Consider the following 15,018-nt stretch of genomic DNA (forward strand, 5'->3'; position numbering starts at 1 on the left):
TGTCTCAGAACTGAGGCAAGCTAATGAGACGGATTGATGCTAAAAGAGGGTTGTAAACTGTCTCAAACGGGCGACGCACTTGGGCCTGACCTAGTGAGACGCACTTCAATGTGGTAGTTGTATTTAATGTCAATTTAGCTACCATATTCATGTAACCAAGTTTCACGGGGGTATAGTGATGCGACATCCTTCAACAATTTTGACTGCAATTTGCCTGATATGGGCTACGCCGGCATCGACAGAACCCGCTCTTGGTGTTTGGAAGTCGGAACCGGGAGAAACGGGTGGTTACATCCATGTGGAAATCATGCCGTGTGAAAATAATTTATGCGGAATAATCACAGAAGTCGTTGGTAATGACAATCGTTCGATAATTGGCCGTAATATAATCAATGATATGAAGATTAAAGGTAATGGTAAATACAATGGTGGTACGATCTGGGCGCCCGATACAGATAAAACCTATAGATCACATATGACACTTGATGAAGATGTACTGACCGTTAGCGGATGCGTGGCAGTTATTTTGTGCAGAGGTCAAAAATGGACACGACTAAAATGACTTACCCCCTCAGTGGAAATTAAAGCCCACGAAGAAGCCAAGGGCTAAACTCTTGATAATGCTTCGTAACCCAGTAGGTCACACCACGGGCATTATCCCTTCGCCACAACGACAATCATAGCATTGGGGTTGTTAACTATTGTTATTCAATGGGATGGGTGGATACAGACGTGGAGGTGGGTACGAAAACGACCCTGTTGAGTAGCCCTGTGCTTGATGCATAACGGGAATACCACATTGTATGATGTGAAAGGTCATAACCTTGGATAGACGCTCTTATGAAACCAAGGAGATTAAAATGCTTACTAAAATCTACAGAGCGATCATGTTGGCCCAAGCCTCAAGTGCCGCAAACCGTACAGCCGCTTACCTTTCAGACCATCAGTTGAATGACTGGGGATACACTCGTGGTTCCTTCGCAGCAGCTATGGTTGCACAAGTTAAAGCTGATTTTGATGCAGCAGATAAAGCACAAGCTGCTAGTGCTGGGTTCCAACCAGTGACCTTTAGTCAGCTTCCAGCTTAAGCCGCCCATTGTTGCTCACAAGCGCACCAAACAGAAAAACCCTGCCGTATTCATGGCAGGGCTAGTGTCTGTCGGGGGAAATATGAAACGTCGTACATATATCAACGACTACCCTCGCAGAAACTTTAATTATACACCGCTCACTCCAAAACCCGAAGATTTTGTTCTGATATGATGCGGAAATTATCAGTGACCTGATTTCGGAAGTTGTGCCATTGCTCTGGGATAATTTTCCGAAAGAACTTCAGAATGGCTTCGGTAAATAGCTTTTGCGTGGGATGGGCGCGATTGTGGGTGACGTGTTGGTGCATCACGGCCCAGAGCCTTTCAATTGGATTCAGGTGCGGGCAATAGGGCGGCAGCTGGATCAGGTGGATGCGGCAGTTTTTGCGCGAGAGAAAAGCCCTGACATCCGGCCCTTTGTGGTAAGCAGCGTTGTCCCAGACCACGTGGATGATGCGTTTATCGTGATTGCGGGCCTCAATCTTGGCCAGCAATTGCACGGCACTCACGCCGTCCACTGTAATCGGCGCGACGAAAGGCGTATCAAAGGTTTCAAGGTTCAGTGCGCCGTGAATGTTGACGCGCGCCCGGCCTGAAGTCGTTTTGAGCGTGGGGTTTGTGCCCTTCTTCACCCAACCAAAGGCAGGCTTGCTTTGATATTCTGGATGTACGGCATCTGCAAAGTATACCGCCTCATCATCGGCCAGAGAATTCAGCATGTTTTCATACATTGCGATGAACTCAGCCTGTTTGGCTACATCGGCCACCCGCGGCAGAGCCTTGGGTTTGCGATACTCAAAGCCTTGTCGCGCCAAAAGCTTAACACAGCCTGAATGAGAATAGCGCAGATCGAATTGCGCCGTGATATAGCTGCGGATTTCCACTGTAGATCGGCAGAAACGTTCCTCAAGCCACGCGCAAAGAGCGGCTTTCTGCGCGACAGACAGCCGCGATTGCCCGCCTTTCCAACCGTCATAAGCCACCGCATCCCAGCCCTCAGACAGATATTGCTTATGCCAGCCACGCACCGTGTCGTCATCAAGGTAAAGAACCTGCGCAATCTCGACACAGGACTTCCCATCATCCAGCAGCAAAAGTGCATTCGCTCGCCGCGCAACGCCATGATCCTCGCGTTGGCGTTTTACACAGCTCAAAAGCTCGCAGCGGTCTTCACGGGAAGGAAAATTGGAACGGATCATACGGAAACAAGAATCCATTTACGCTCGAACATCAACAACTTCTTCGGGTCCTTAAGGACTCGCAGTATAGTTACCAATAGTGGTATTTCTTTATTGATTTAAAACTGGCTACATAACTTATGTCTTAATAACTAGTGGTTTTACTACTTGAGAGGAGCGAGGGCGTATAGCAAGCCTTTTCTCTCGACTGTTTCATGTGTGTCTCTAACGACCTTCTTAGCTTCTTTGTAGCCCTCTGGTGTTGAAGCTTTCTCTGCTAACTCAGGGTCAGACATGATATCCTTAATGTCTTTCTCCCATCTTGCGATTGTTGGACGACTGACCCCAAGGGTATCAGCGTGTTCTTCCTGTGACGGAGAGCTTGTAACATTTGTTACATGCTGGTTTTCTGCCTTGGTTCTAACACCCAAAGCAGCAGCACGTTTTGCGTAGTAATACTCCTTCGCTTCATTACTCCAGTGACCACGTTCCACTTGTTTCATGGTAACGTACTCAATAGCTTCTTCATTTGATGGAGCTTCTTTTATCCAGCCAGTTTCGGCCTATCGGGGGGTACGCTCGGGCCATATACGTATACCCCCTAAGATTTTTGTAACCAAATTCTTCTGTAGTTTCTCTAATTTAAAGAATCGTTGTCTCAAAATGAAACCTAATGATAGGTTCAAAGGGTATCCTTCGATATTTCCTGTCTCCGTAGTACCTCCCAAGGCCACTCGGAGTTCAAACTGCCAGCTTTCTCAGTATGAGTGGCTGGCGTTTCTTTGGATACTTGAAATCACCAAAAGTCGAACCACCATCTTACTCGGAAATGGCTCATAGCTATTTTCTTCTCCGGGGGAGATTGGCGTTTGTCTAGCGAGAAACGCACATCGTTGGATAGCTATCAACTGTGGGTGAACGCAGCGTGTTAGTCATCCGCCCCTATCTCTACAGGTTGAACTCACAGAAGCCTGCGCACGCGGTTGGTCGTACTAATGGGATTATTTAATTTGATTTGGCAAAAAATTAATGCCAAAACGCTCATATCAGTTGTTCAAATATGGCAGACAGTAAATGCAAGTAAGTGTTCGTGATAATAACGTCGATCAGGCTCTTCGGGCTTTGAAAAAAAAGCTACAGCGCGAAGGCGTGTATCGTGAAATGAAGCTCAAGCAACATTTCGAGAAACCATCTGAGAAAAAGGCGCGTCAGGCGAAAGAAGGACTCAGCCGTCAGCGTAAACTCGCCCGTAAAAAAGCTGAAAAAGAGGGCTGATTATTCTGCATATTTAGCGAATAATCTTTCTATAAAAACTAAAAGGTCACCACCTCAGGTTGGTTTCACATCTGAACCGGTGGAAATGATCCAATCTTAATTCCTCCCCGTATGTAGGTTAGGAGGAACTTTACATGACTATTCATCAAGAGTTTTTAAAGTTTGAAGCGGTTCTTGCCCATTGCGAAACTCGAGTATCAGACAGGTCGCTGAGCGCAGCCATGGACTACGGGCGTGAAATGCAGTTTTTCGATAGCACGAACAGGCTATCACAATCAGGTCACCTTGTAGCTGAACTGTAAAGAACGAGATTTAATCTGACAATTTTGTATATTTGAACAAAAGGAGTCAGAGAGATGAGCAACATCGAAAGTAAACTAATCAAGCCCAAGCTTGGCGTTTTGGAATTGGCAAAGCAGCTTGGCAGCGTCAGCGCGGCTTGCAAAACCATGGGCTATTCGCGTGACAGTTTTTACCGCTTCAAGAAGCTTTATGAGAACGGTGGCGAAGAAGCCTTGCGCGAGATCAGCCGTAAGAAGCCGATCATCCGCAACCGTGTACCGGAACATGTCGAACGCGCGGTGATTGAGCTTGCGATTGAAAATCCTGCCTTGGGCCAGCTGCGTGTCGCCCAAGAATTGTTGCAGCGGGGCATCGTGGTCTCCAGTGGTGGGGTGCGGTCGATTTGGTTGCGCAACGAGCTGGAAACCATGAAAAAACGCCTGAAAGCCTTGGAAACGCGGTCCGCGCAAGAAGGGTTTGTTCTGACCGAAGCGCAGATTGTGGCGCTGGAAAAAGCCAAGTCACAACGTGAAGCGGCTGGTGAGATTGAGACCTACCATCCCGGCTATCTTGGCAGCCAGGATACCTATTTTGTCGGCACAATGAAGGGGGTTGGACGGATTTACCAACAAACCTTCGTCGATACATATAGCCGCGTGGCAATGGCAAAACTGTACATTGAGAAAACGGCGATCACTGCCGCCGATATGTTGAATGACCAAGTCGTACCCTTCTTTGACGAACAAGAGGTGCCCCTGCTGCGCATCTTAACAGATCGGGGCACGGAATATTGCGGCACCGTTGAGCGTCACAGCTATCAACTGTATCTGGCCATGGAAGATATTGATCACAGCAAGACAAAAGCCAACCATCCCCAAACAAACGGGATCTGTGAACGCTTTCATCGCACCATGAAAAATGAGTTCTATGACATAGCGTTCCGCAAGAAAATCTACGGATCGCTGGAAGAGCTGCAAACAGACGTTGATCATTGGTTGGCAAAATACAACGAACAGCGACCCCATTCGGGAAAACATTGCTACGGAAAAACGCCCATGCAAACATTCCGTGAAGCTCGACATTTGGTAGGCGAAAAGACTATCCCTATCACAAACCAATCTGACAGCATGTACGAAATGACACACGCTGGATGATAACAATGTCAGATTAAATAATGTCTTTTACAGCTGAACTAATATTACCTACCATCGAAGGTAAATAGTCTTCTCACAGAAAACAGGTTGGCTTCGTTCAAAACCCTCATTTTGCATCCTGTTGCTTGTAAAATGGTGATCTTTCGCCACTCACTTGTAGCTTGTCCTTGCCGTCTCGTTCTATCGTGAAAGCCGGAGAAATAGGTCGCCAGTCCATTTCAATACAATACTGAACGAACTCTTTCTGCACCTCTTTGCCAACTTCCAATGCTTCATCTGCTTTACAGATCAGGCAATCATGCAGAATGAATATTGGTCTGGTCGGGCGCTCTACCACCCGCATCAAGATTTCGGTCTCATGGTATGCCAGTGTTTCGCTATCAAGGACACCTTTCTTGAGAGACCCCAGACACTCAAACTTTGGTAGGATTACCCTTCGTATTTCCGTTAACCTCTCCTGAGTAAGCCCAGACTTTCTCATAAGGTCAGTGAGTGTTCTTTGATTGGCTGTTCCTCCACCGATGGCTGACGTTATAACCGTTTTGACTTCCTCTCGTTCAATGCCTTCGATGAAATATGGGTCTTTAAATCTAGTCTTAAATGGAACATGTCCCGTAATTGCGCAGAGGAGGGTAGGGTACATACCACTTACGTCCACCTCAGCTACAGTACTTCCCCCGATGGTACACTTAAGGCGTTCCCTTTCCTTGTTCATGCTTGTCCATGGGCCGAAGAACCTTCCGCCTCTCGTTAGCTCTTTATTGCTGAACGAGCGTGTGGCTCGCCACATCTTAAGGTCACCAAGGGTTAATGGTTCACTTTTCCAAAGTTCCCAAAGTGCAATGGTACGTTTGTCCAAGGCTTCATTGGTGACTTTCTTACCCTTCGCCTCTTTGGCTGATGATTTAGTTGCGCAGGTTAGTTCAGAGGATTGGAACGCAATGCCGTCTGCTAATTCAGGCACAAAACCAGCGATCAAATACCCATTACAATTACCTTCACCATGATAAAGATTTTTTGTCGGTTGTTTGTGATGGGTAATCCAGCCGTTATCAAGGAGAGCTTGCCTTAACTTTTTTACTATTGGGTAACCAACATTTGAGCGTGTACGCCAATAAGCCTCGTCATGTGGCCAACCGATAACCATCTGCCCACCTTTTCGTTGCACTCTGTTGGCAAGGCGCTGGGCTTGAAGAAGGAAACTGGACATTAGTGTGTGTAATTTGCGCAGCGAGACAGGTCTGTTTGAGTGACAGCCGATTTGAATTAGCAGGTGATCAATCTGTTCTTCGTCAATGATGGCTTGTGGTTGTACGACAGGCGATAGAACCTCTGAAAACTGTACAGACGTAAACAGGTGGTCAAGTCTGTCGGGGTTGCTACTGAGGAGCTTCGTTTGGTTCATTTGTGAGCCTACACGCTATTTAAGATATTCTTGAAAATCGTCATTGGACATATCAGGCTCAACAAAAACCGTTTCTTCCCATCTTTCCGGGGCTTTTTGCGGGTTATTACTTTTGCTATCGCCATGAAGGTAAAATTCAAATTGGTTTTGTAAATCCGTCAGCATTTTGACTTGCAAAGACGCTTTAGCCAATTCTCCACCTAGGTAATGTTTCTTCGTTACATTTGTGGAGCTTTGATTGTTTGCAACGGCAATATCTAGCTCGGAATACCCACATAAATTAAGATGCTCAGAAAATGTCCTCCTAAAGTCATGTGTGGTAAAATGTACCATCTTTGTTGCTTCAAGGAATTTGTCTTTAGCTGTCCTGTAACCTGACTGAGTGTAGCCAAATACTGGATCATCATCTTTTTTACGTTGGCCAACTATGCTCTTTAAGCTCCCAACAAGAGGCATCTTGTGTGGCTTCTTATTTTTTGCCACGTCGCCCGTTATTATAAAATAACCATCTTGTACGTCTTTCCACTTTAGCCCAATCACTTCATTTGCACGAAGACCTGTTAGCATAAAGAACATAAATATTCTTGTTATCTTGGGAACTTTTGTACCTGTAGCATCCCGCTTCGATCCGATTAGGTGATGCTGCATTATTTGAACGATTTCGTCTTGGCTGAGGAACCTTTCTCTAGCTTTACCAGATTGTCTCAACCCTTTTTGTTTCAATACCCGTATTGGATTAGGCTCCACGTCATAATAGCTTAGGGTAGAACTCAGATTTCTAAAGGCTTTGTTGACGTAGTCTGAACTCTTTCCAGTGTCTCTTAATTCTAAATAACGGTCTGTAACACGTTTCTTCGTAAGTTGCTGTAAGGGCAGGCTGCGCCAATCCGAAAAGCAGTTGTTAAATGTCTTTTGGTAGTCCCTGATAGTACTGTCCCTGAGAGAGTGGCGTTTTTCGGTTAAATGCTGTTCTAGGGCAAAACCGACTGTTTCTGGTTTAATTTCTTCTTCCTGCGCAGAATACCTAAAATCAATGCCCTTCGCTGCATCGCCAAGCATTGCCTTCGCTTCGGCCTGTGCATCTGATAGAGAAATTAGGTCAACCGAACCTATCTTTTTACGTGTCGCACTTCTCCTACCTCTTATTCGTATTTCCACAAAATAACTGGCTTTACCTTTAGCAGAAACTTCAATACCTAATCCCACAGGATTCGAGCCGTATACGAAGTATCGCTTACCAGTTCCTTCGGGTTCGAGTCTGGCTAAGGTTCGTTGTGTTAAATGTTCTGGCACAAATGATCCCCTGCGAAAGTTGGTAGACGTTTAGTAGACGTAAAACCAGCTTAACAGTAAGGATTATGAAAGCAAGAACGTAGAAAATTCAACGAAATCAATTGGCCCAAGTGGCGGAATGGTAGACGCAGGGGATTCAAAATCCCCCGCCGCGAGGCGTGCCGGTTCGAGTCCGGCCTTGGGTACCAAATCTACTTCATATGTATGACGTATCACACTGAACTGTAAGCAATGTTTTGTTTCAGATGATGTGGAGGTATACACTGTGGTATCCAAAAGCAGTGAGTATTTGTGGAAGAAGAATGAAGTCTTTTACTTTCGTAGGCATGTACCAGTGGACGTGCAGAAGCATTATGAGCGATCAAGTATCGTCATTTGCTTGAAGACCAAGAGCAAACCTTCAGCATTGAGGGCCAGTAAATCAATCGCCAGCAAGCTGGATGATTTTTGGTTTAAAATGCGTCTTGCTGATTTGGATGTCCCTGCATCTCACTTGTTGATCAAGGGAAAACCGAAGGAAGCATTTACTTCGTATGCTCCTAAATTGAGTGAAGCTTTATCGAAGTATTGTTCTTTAAAGGGGCAGGACCGTGCAGCACTCTTCTTCAAAGCAGGAAAGCGAAATGTTGGTTATGTGATCGATCACCTTGGAGATCGCCCAATTGATACCTACAGCTCAGCTGATGCTTCATCATTTAGGGATCGGTTGTTAGAACGAGGCCTCAATGTGTCATCCGTAGCCCGTATCTTTGGAACGGTTAAAGCAGTGGTAAATCTCACTATCCAAGAGCTTGGCTTAGACTGTTCAAATGCATTTGCAAATATCTACCTACCTAAGAATGTAGAGGGAAAACGCAAACCATTGCCTATCGATGAGATCATATTGATCCAAAAAACGTGTTTGGAAATTTCCGATGAGCGCAGACTATTGCTCGCTCTAATATCGGACACTGGGATGCGTCTGTCAGAGGCTCTGGGGCTTGTGTGGGGCGATGTTGATCTTGAGCATGTGCATCCGCATATCAATCTTGTTCCGCATCTGTGGCGGCCACTAAAGACCTCTGGGAGTAAACGACTTGTTCCACTCGTTGGAGTAGCTTTAACGGCGATAAAACTTATGCATCAGCAGGGGGTTAACACCCAGTTTCTGTTCCCATCGTATACAAATGCTGAACGTTGCAATGGCAACTCAGCTTCAGCGGCTTTGAACAAATGGTTGAAGGCGTACACAGAGCACGGAGTGGTCCATTCATTCAGGCATAGTTTCAGGGATAGGCTACGTGCCGCTGAGGTGAATACAGAGCTTACAGATCAATTAGGTGGGTGGGCATTGTCATCAGTGGGTCAAGGCTATGGAGATGGTCATACGTTGACGCAAAAGCATACTGCGATGGAGCGTATAGTGTTGTAATCACATCATCTGAAACAAAACATTGCTTACAGTTCAGTGTGATACGTCATACATATGAAGTAGATTTGGTACCCAAGGCCGGTATTGTTTCCCTTCATATGCACCACGTACAATCTGATGCAAACAATAACAGTAGCTTACGTATTTGCAGTTCATAATCAAGCATCGCTTTTATGATACCCATTTGGATACCACAGCTATCTGCAGTCACTGTACGTACAGATAGACGGTCTAATCCTTATCGTTACTAGTACAGGGGGTGTGATGGTGGTGATAGTGATACACTGTACGTGATGTACACCTAAAGTGACCCTACCCTGAAGTGTCCAACATTGGACAGTTACCTATTGCATGGGGGTATACAGGGGCCATGGGGGTATGCGGGTATATGTATATGGGCTGTTACACAGATCAGGGTTTGTGGAGAGGTTAAAGGTATCTATCTGTCAAGCGATGATACTGCTCACATGCGCAACAATACTGAAAATTTTTGCGTTGGCCCGTTTTACAGGTGGGAATCCAAGGTAAAGATTTACTTGGTTCAACGCCGAAAAATAGAGCTATTTAACGTGTTGGTCATGCGATCACTCGTACCAGAGTTCTTATGACCGCAAGTTAAATACGTGGTGCTGACTGATGAGGATAGATGTTCAAACTATATCCTTATCACCTCTAAGGCATTATAATAATGTTATAAATATAAGTCTCTAAGATTATTATTAATTATATTTTACTTTATCTGAAGTAGTCAATTTATTAACAACACCACCATTATCGACTGTAGAAAGCGGCTTGACCAAACTAGGTTCACTTTTTGCTAAATGACGAACCCGATCTAACAAGTGACACTTAACGAAATCTGCAGTCGTTACTAGTGTTTGCTCTGTTACTGTTTTATTCTCCATTTCCATCACCAAAAATAAACATGCGTACAACAACTCTAGCATAAATCATGCCAACCTCTAAAAGTGGATTTTGCTGCCCACGCCCATAATCTAACTAAAACAGGCGAGAAGCGGGGGCGGTCGGATAGTCGTGTGTTTGAATGACTAAGCATACTGTACTCTAGTAATTCACAATCCCGCCAAATTTACCAGAATTTGAGTGTCCCACAGCGCCAACTCAGCATTACCTGCGACCTTGTAAGCACCACACGCTTCTAGAGGTAGCAAACCTTAATGCTATCGAGGTGGAGGCACCACAGACGATGATGTATTCCTTGATAGGAAATTTTAATGTAATTTAATACCCAGGCTACTCGTTGCCTGGCATTGGGTAACCGCCAACTGTCCTTGCGACATTTAAAGCTTTGTCGATATCCATGGTAGGTAGGAGTAAAAGTTCGTCCCAGCCGCCAGAGGCCATCATTATAGCTTGAAGCCCAGAAGCAGTTTCATATGAATCCACCTCAGCGTCAGCAATGACATCGAATGGACCTTGTAGGTAATCAACGGACCCGAGTTTTGCTCCAGCTTTTTCAACCATGGCACTCACAGCTTTGACCCGAGCATCGTAACTACTTGACATCATTCCTTCACGACCTTTGTCACTATATGCTCCTAAAAAGAATACTTTCATTGTCATTTCCTTCGGTTGTTTGGACAGAGTTACCGTAGCGTCTTGTAAAACAATGATGATGTCTAGTTTTAATTTGGAAGTGGTCATTCCTTTTTACACCACAGCCCACGAGGTACGTCAGAGAGCCAGATGTAACAACTGCGGCGTGAAGGGTAACAACACGTATCAGATCGTTTACACGGGTAATTCTGACGTTGCGATGGATGGGGCTGGGGTTAGGTCGGATAAAATTTCGTATAAACCTCAAAAATAGGCGGTGTTAGCAATCCAAACAGCATCATAAAACCGCTTTAAAATATGGTGTGGTATTAGGTGCCGTTCGTGCTAGGCTTTTCTAATCGGTCATTGGATAGTTATTTAGAGAATTAAATGAAACAACTTATGACTTTATGCGTGCTTGCACTTTTTGGCTCAAGCGTTTCAGCACAATCTTATGAAACTGCACAGGATGCTTTTGACGCAAGAGCTTGGGAAGCGGCTGCAAAACTTGCAAGGGCAGAAGCTATAAAAGGCAACGCTAACTCGCAGGGACTGTTAGGGCAACTTTATCATTTTGGACACGGTGGCCTGCCTAAAAGTAGCGAACTAGCTGTCATTTGGTATTCGGTCAGTATGGCAAACGGAAATACTGCTATTGAACCACTGTATAATGGCGCTGCACATTTAATGAGCGAAGAGGAGCTTAAGGGAATAGAAGCCAAGGCAACGACTTGCCTATCAAGCCAGTACGAAAAGTGCGATTAATTACACAATGCGAAAAGGCTGCAGACATTTAGGGTGGCTGCCACTATCGTAGGATTTATGCCGCAGCACCAACTCAGCATCACCTGTAGCCGCTGTAAGTACCATACGATGCTAGAAGTAACAAACCTTATAGCTGTCGTCGGAGGTGACACCACAGCCCATGAACTATGAACAATTAGCGGATTGGCGCAAGGGTTTAGGGTTAGACTAGAGTAACTTTCAAAGCACTAGGAATTGAGGGGCTAATCGCTCAGCCCACTCATTAAATTACATACTGACGAATGCTGAACCTTTTACGTCAGAAACCATCCTGATGGGCAGAGTTGATGCGGCTTGGCCACGAATTTCAGCAATCTTTGCTAAAGCAGCCGTTCCAGTAGCTTCATCTTTGTATTTGGTTACAACACACATTGTTTTGTCTCCAGTTTGGACAAAATCCACAGAACTTGCACCAACGGACATAATCAGTGGTCCAAATTTATCTTTAGCGATAGCTTCCATTTCATCTGTCCACTCATCGGCTTCCCAATGCGAAATCGTGTAAAATGACATCCTGTTCTCCAATTCTAAAGAGTTTAATTAGTGTTAAATTGGCGCTGCATGTCAATCATTACGCTACGAAAAGAAATATCTAAATGCAACGTAGCCAAAAGATATGCGCATTTATTGAGGCCTACCGTATAATTCCAAAAGACATTAAGGTCGTGCGGCCCACGAGGTACGTCAGAGAGCCAGATGCCATAACTGTGGCGTGAAGGGTAACAACACGTATCACTGGGTAACTTGAGAAAATGCAATGCATGAAGGAAAGTCTCAGCGTTACTACACAAATATTACTATGAGAGCATGGTAAGTCTCGTCTAAACTATCAGTATGTTCTTTCGGCCTATATATTTACCACTGAACGAAGCTGCATCAGGCTTGGTGTTAGCTCTGGCTAAAGAACTTGGCATTTCGGTATCTGGCAAAGCAGGCAAGAAACATACGGTATTGCTATCGTCATTCATATTCTGCGCCCAGCACTTAGGCAGTGACCATCTTTTACAATGGCCCACCGGGAACGAAAGTAAATCCCAGCGAATTTATTCGCTTTATCCAGCAGCTGGTTTGCCAACCATTCACAATGTCCGACGTTCCCTAATTAGTGCAGGATATGTCGAAGAATACGACTGGGGTAATCAATCATCAGGTTTAGTTGGCCTTAGTAATGCTGATGCACAGGATCTAATGGGCATGAGTTCCGGCATGAAGAAGCCAGCCACCACCTACAAAGTTGATTCCGAACGCCTGCAAAAAGATGATCGCTTCTACTCCGCTTCATTTGTTGATGCGCTGCAACCGTATGTTCTCGTGAATGAGGAAGAAACACATAGTGCCAGACTTGAACGCAAAGGGCAGCACATCCGTTCTCCAAAGATGGCGATTACAGAGACGAAGAAAGTATTTGGCGCAAAATACTCTGCATCGATGCGGCACGTGAGAGAAATGAATGCATTCTGGTTACAACATCCTCTGATGTTACCGTCACAAAGTCATATGCCAGCAAAATACTACGCATCCGCCAAGCGAATATATCATAATGGAAGCATGGAGAGTGGTGGTCGTTGGTATGGTGGGTGGTGCAATCTTAGATCAGAAGAACGTTTGCATTTGCGTATAGATGACGAACCCATCTGTGAGGTGGACCTAAACGCATCACAGGCTTCTCTGTTCAGCGCACTAATGGGCATACCAATGAATGTAGGCGAAACTTGGGAAGATGCCTATGCTTCTGTTGTAGAGCAGTTACGAACCCAACAGGACCCATCTCTGCTCCGTGATAAGGTGAAGCAGGTCGTTGTCGAAATGATAGGCAGTGGAAACGCTAATCGTAACAGACCAGCATCATTGACAGATAGCCTATTCAATAAGACTGCAGAATCCATTGATCAGTACAAAGAAATTAGAATTGCTGTACTTGAGGTATTTCCTGCGTTGCACATGTTAAATGGAGATTATCTAAACTTCAGTGGATTTTTATCGTTTCATGAAGCCAATGTCCTTACACAAAGCCTTCTGTCGCTAAAACGCAAAGGCATTGTTGCCTATGGGGTTCACGACTGCATAATCGCCAAACAGACAGCAGTGCATGAGACAATTGATACGTACAGAAATGTTATTGAGGAATACGTACTGAAACATCAGAAGTTGAATAACTTACCAACCTTGAGAACAAGCGTGGCTTTAGGTGTAGAGCAGTTAAATGGCATTAAGAAGAAGTATGCTGGTAGGTACTATTAGGTGTAAAGAACGAGATTTAATCTGACAATTTTGTATATTTGAACAAAAGGAGTCAGAGAGATGACGAACATCGAAAGTAAACTAATCAAGCCCAAGCTTGGCGTTTTGGAATTGGCAAAGCAGCTTGGCAGCGTCAGCGCGGCTTGCAAAACCATGGGCTATTCGCGTGACAGTTTTTACCGCTTCAAGAAGCTTTATGAGAACGGTGGCGAAGAAGCCTTGCGCGAGATCAGCCGTAAGAAGCCGATCATCCGCAACCGTGTACCGGAACATGTCGAACGCGCGGTGATTGAGCTTGCGATTGAAAATCCTGCCTTGGGCCAGCTGCGTGTCGCCCAAGAATTGTTGCAGCGGGGCATCGTGGTCTCCAGTGGTGGGGTGCGGTCGATTTGGTTGCGCAACGACCTGGAAACCATGAAAAAACGCCTGAAAGCCTTGGAAACGCGGTCCGCGCAAGAAGGGTTTGTTCTGACCGAAGCGCAGATTGTGGCGCTGGAAAAAGCCAAGTCACAACGTGAAGCGGCTGGTGAGATTGAGACCTACCATCCCGGCTATCTTGGCAGCCAGGATACCTATTTTGTCGGCACAATGAAGGGGGTTGGACGGATTTACCAACAAACCTTCGTCGATACATATAGCCGCGTGGCAATGGCAAAACTGTACATTGAGAAAACGGCGATCACTGCCGCCGATATGTTGAATGACCAAGTCGTACCCTTCTTTGACGAACAAGAGGTGCCCCTGCTGCGCATCTTAACAGATCGGGGCACGGAATATTGCGGCACCGTTGAGCGTCACAGCTATCAACTGTATCTGGCCATGGAAGATATTGATCACAGCAAGACAAAAGCCAACCATCCCCAAACAAACGGGATCTGTGAACGCTTTCATCGCACCATGAAAAATGAGTTCTATGACATAGCGTTCCGCAAGAAAATCTACGGATCGCTGGAAGAGCTGCAAACAGACGTTGATCATTGGTTGGCAAAATACAACGAACAGCGACCCCATTCGGGAAAACATTGCTACGGAAAAACGCCCATGCAAACATTCCGTGAAGCTCGACATTTGGTAGGCGAAAAGACTATCCCTATCACAAACCAATCTGACAGCATGTACGAAATGACACACGCTGGATGATAACAATGTCAGATTAAATAATGTCTTTTACATATTAGGGGATGTAGCTATGTTGATATATGTACTTACTCGTGTTTGAGTGTGTGTGTTGTTCTCCTTTCTATGCATATAGCACAAATACATATTATTAATTTATTACAATATTTTAATTTAAGATTAATGAGGTCCACCCAATAATGCCGAGTAT

General features: G+C 45.2%; 16 protein-coding genes and 1 tRNA gene. 10 read left to right on the forward strand and 7 right to left on the reverse strand.

The features are described from left to right. The first annotated feature begins 178 nt into the window (after positions 1–178). Both RCA23_RS16250 and RCA23_RS06640 read left to right on the forward strand, forming a co-directional pair. Positions 179–562, forward strand: coding sequence for a DUF2147 domain-containing protein (locus RCA23_RS16250; RefSeq protein WP_081870923.1), 384 nt, complete (start codon positions 179–181; stop codon positions 560–562). Between the two features lie 298 nt (positions 563–860). Further along, entirely contained in the window at positions 861–1,088 is a 228-nt protein-coding gene (locus RCA23_RS06640; RefSeq protein ID WP_044049645.1) for a hypothetical protein, read from the forward strand. Between the two features lie 140 nt (positions 1,089–1,228). Here RCA23_RS06640 and RCA23_RS06645 read toward each other — a convergent pair whose 3' ends face one another. Both RCA23_RS06645 and RCA23_RS06650 read right to left on the reverse strand, forming a co-directional pair. Next, positions 1,229–2,290 (reverse strand): IS630 family transposase, encoded by a 1,062-nt coding sequence (locus RCA23_RS06645; protein ID WP_044051363.1) that lies wholly within the window; start codon positions 2,288–2,290, stop codon positions 1,229–1,231. 143 nt (positions 2,291–2,433) lie between these two features. Beyond that, positions 2,434–2,772: a helix-turn-helix domain-containing protein gene (locus RCA23_RS06650; RefSeq protein ID WP_044049646.1), complete on the reverse strand. Its 339-nt coding sequence runs from the start codon at positions 2,770–2,772 to the stop codon at positions 2,434–2,436. Between the two features lie 571 nt (positions 2,773–3,343). On the opposite strand from RCA23_RS06650, the gene rpsU reads away from it, so the two are divergent. The 3 genes from rpsU to RCA23_RS06660 all read left to right on the forward strand — a co-directional run bounded on the left by rpsU (position 3,344) and on the right by RCA23_RS06660 (position 4,980). After that, positions 3,344–3,544, forward strand: a complete 201-nt coding sequence (gene rpsU, locus RCA23_RS06655; protein WP_044049647.1) for a 30S ribosomal protein S21 — start codon at positions 3,344–3,346, stop codon at positions 3,542–3,544. 134 nt (positions 3,545–3,678) lie between these two features. Then, positions 3,679–3,846 (forward strand): hypothetical protein, encoded by a 168-nt coding sequence (locus RCA23_RS16475; protein WP_169701361.1) that lies wholly within the window; start codon positions 3,679–3,681, stop codon positions 3,844–3,846. A 54-nt stretch (positions 3,847–3,900) separates the two neighbouring features. Then, a complete protein-coding gene (locus tag RCA23_RS06660; protein WP_044049648.1) occupies positions 3,901–4,980 on the forward strand; it encodes an IS481 family transposase in 1,080 nt (359 codons plus the stop codon). Positions 4,981–5,086: 106 nt separating this feature from the next. Here RCA23_RS06660 and RCA23_RS06665 read toward each other — a convergent pair whose 3' ends face one another. Together RCA23_RS06665 and RCA23_RS06670 are read right to left on the reverse strand one after the other, a co-directional pair. After that, entirely contained in the window at positions 5,087–6,385 is a 1,299-nt protein-coding gene (locus RCA23_RS06665) for a hypothetical protein (protein ID WP_044049649.1), read from the reverse strand. A gap of 15 nt (positions 6,386–6,400) precedes the next feature. Next, positions 6,401–7,678: a tyrosine-type recombinase/integrase gene (locus RCA23_RS06670; RefSeq protein ID WP_044049650.1), complete on the reverse strand. Its 1,278-nt coding sequence runs from the start codon at positions 7,676–7,678 to the stop codon at positions 6,401–6,403. A gap of 104 nt (positions 7,679–7,782) precedes the next feature. Here RCA23_RS06670 and RCA23_RS06675 point away from each other — a divergent pair. Both RCA23_RS06675 and RCA23_RS06680 read left to right on the forward strand, forming a co-directional pair. After that, positions 7,783–7,866: transfer RNA gene (locus RCA23_RS06675), tRNA-Leu, on the forward strand. Between the two features lie 77 nt (positions 7,867–7,943). After that, positions 7,944–9,089 carry a tyrosine-type recombinase/integrase gene (locus RCA23_RS06680; protein ID WP_044051364.1) on the forward strand — a complete coding sequence of 382 codons (1,146 nt, stop codon included), beginning with the start codon at positions 7,944–7,946 and terminating at the stop codon, positions 9,087–9,089. Between the two features lie 719 nt (positions 9,090–9,808). Here the strand turns inward: RCA23_RS06680 and RCA23_RS16480 are convergent. Both RCA23_RS16480 and RCA23_RS06685 read right to left on the reverse strand, forming a co-directional pair. Continuing rightward, entirely contained in the window at positions 9,809–9,994 is a 186-nt protein-coding gene (locus RCA23_RS16480; RefSeq protein ID WP_169701362.1) for a hypothetical protein, read from the reverse strand. A gap of 349 nt (positions 9,995–10,343) precedes the next feature. Next, on the reverse strand, positions 10,344–10,754 hold the full coding sequence (locus RCA23_RS06685) for a GYD domain-containing protein (protein WP_044049651.1): 411 nt from the start codon (positions 10,752–10,754) through the stop codon (positions 10,344–10,346). A 282-nt stretch (positions 10,755–11,036) separates the two neighbouring features. Between RCA23_RS06685 and RCA23_RS06690 the strand changes: the two genes are divergently transcribed. Next, the gene (locus tag RCA23_RS06690) at positions 11,037–11,411 is read left to right on the forward strand and encodes a hypothetical protein (RefSeq protein WP_044049652.1); all 375 of its coding nucleotides are present in this window, start codon (positions 11,037–11,039) and stop codon (positions 11,409–11,411) included. 267 nt (positions 11,412–11,678) lie between these two features. Here RCA23_RS06690 and RCA23_RS06695 read toward each other — a convergent pair whose 3' ends face one another. Beyond that, entirely contained in the window at positions 11,679–11,963 is a 285-nt protein-coding gene (locus tag RCA23_RS06695) for a hypothetical protein (RefSeq protein ID WP_044049653.1), read from the reverse strand. 321 nt (positions 11,964–12,284) lie between these two features. Here RCA23_RS06695 and RCA23_RS06700 point away from each other — a divergent pair, with 321 nt between their 5' ends. Beyond that, entirely contained in the window at positions 12,285–13,691 is a 1,407-nt protein-coding gene (locus tag RCA23_RS06700; RefSeq protein WP_044049654.1) for a hypothetical protein, read from the forward strand. A 60-nt stretch (positions 13,692–13,751) separates the two neighbouring features. After that, a complete protein-coding gene (locus RCA23_RS06705) occupies positions 13,752–14,831 on the forward strand; it encodes an IS481 family transposase (RefSeq protein ID WP_044049533.1) in 1,080 nt (359 codons plus the stop codon). Positions 14,832–15,018 lie beyond the last annotated feature (187 nt).

It is taken from the genome of Planktomarina temperata RCA23, assembly GCF_000738435.1.
Classification (GTDB): Bacteria; Pseudomonadota; Alphaproteobacteria; order Rhodobacterales; family Rhodobacteraceae; genus Planktomarina; species Planktomarina temperata.